1 pseudogene is annotated in these 1,223 nt (G+C 57.7%); it reads left to right on the plus strand.

Annotation, left to right across the window (positions count from 1 at the left end):
- Positions 1–118: 118 nt before the first annotated feature.
- Positions 119–1,102, plus strand: a pseudogene (locus tag CAFE_RS12940) (helicase-related protein); the annotation flags it as partial.
- Between the last annotated feature and the right edge of the window lie 121 nt (positions 1,103–1,223).

The following is a 1,223-nucleotide window of genomic DNA, read 5'->3' on the forward strand; positions in this document are numbered from 1 at the left end:
TCATGCCATCATGAGATTCACAATTCGATGAAATCGTAAAACGATAACAAATAGAGAGCCGTGTGCATCGAGAGGTGCACGCACGGTTCGGGAGGGAGTCGGTACTGCCGGCTTACCTCATACCATGCAGCGGTATCTGCAATATGAACGGCTCCAGGAGCTGGGCATGGCGCACTTTGACTGCTGGGCCTCCCGGTTCGGTGAGACCGTCACCGCCCTGGAGCTGGCCCCGGAAGGCACCGGCTACCGGGCAAGGACGCGGTTCAGTAAATTCTTCAACCTGCCGGAGCTGATGAACCTGTTCAAAGAGGTGGCGGACATTAAGACCGCCGATCAGCTGCATCTGCCCACCCCGGAGGTGGAATACCATACCGTTGTGGCAAAGCCCACGGAGCATCAACAGGAAATGGTGCAGGCCCTTTCGGAACGTGCCGCCCTGGTTCACGGCGGTTCGGTGGACCCCTCCGTTGACAATATGCTCAAGATCACTTCGGATGGCCGCAAGCTGGGGCTGGACCAGCGGATCATCAGTCCGCTGCTGCCCGATGAGGCAGGCACCAAGGTCAATCAATGTGTGGAGAATATCATGCAGGTCTGGCGGGACGGGCAGGACGAAAAGCTGACCCAGCTGGTGTTCTGTGACATTTCCACCCCAAAAGCAGCGCCATCGAAAAAAGTAGCCAAGGCAGTCAGCGGGAACCTGGACAGTCCCGAAATCCATGCACTGGAAACCGCTGTCCCCATGCCGGAACCGGAACCGGCTTTTACCGTCTATGAGGACATCCGGCAAAAGCTCATCGCCCAGGGCATTCCCCCGGAGCAGATCGCGTTTATCCATGACGCCAATACCGAAGTGCGGAAGAAAGAATTGTTTTCCAAGGTACGGACGGGCCAGGTGCGCGTCCTCATGGGCAGCACCTCCAAAATGGGAGCCGGGACCAACGTGCAGGACCGGCTTGTGGCCCTCCATGACCTGGACTGCCCCTGGAGGCCGGGAGATTTGGCCCAGAGGAAAGGCAGGATCGAGCGCCAGGGCAACCAAAATCCCCTGGTCCATGTGTTCCGCTATGTGACGGAGGGAACCTTTGACGCTTACCTCTGGGTGCGACACGAAGTCGCGTAATTAAATTGTTCGGCAGTGACCGAACCTGCTATTCCATTGGCAGTAGCCTTGCATCGCCAAAGCGGCCGGTAACGGCCGTGAGGAAGCATGATGTGAATAG

It is taken from the genome of Caproicibacter fermentans (assembly GCF_009746625.1).
Taxonomy (GTDB): domain Bacteria; phylum Bacillota; class Clostridia; order Oscillospirales; family Acutalibacteraceae; genus Caproicibacter; species Caproicibacter fermentans.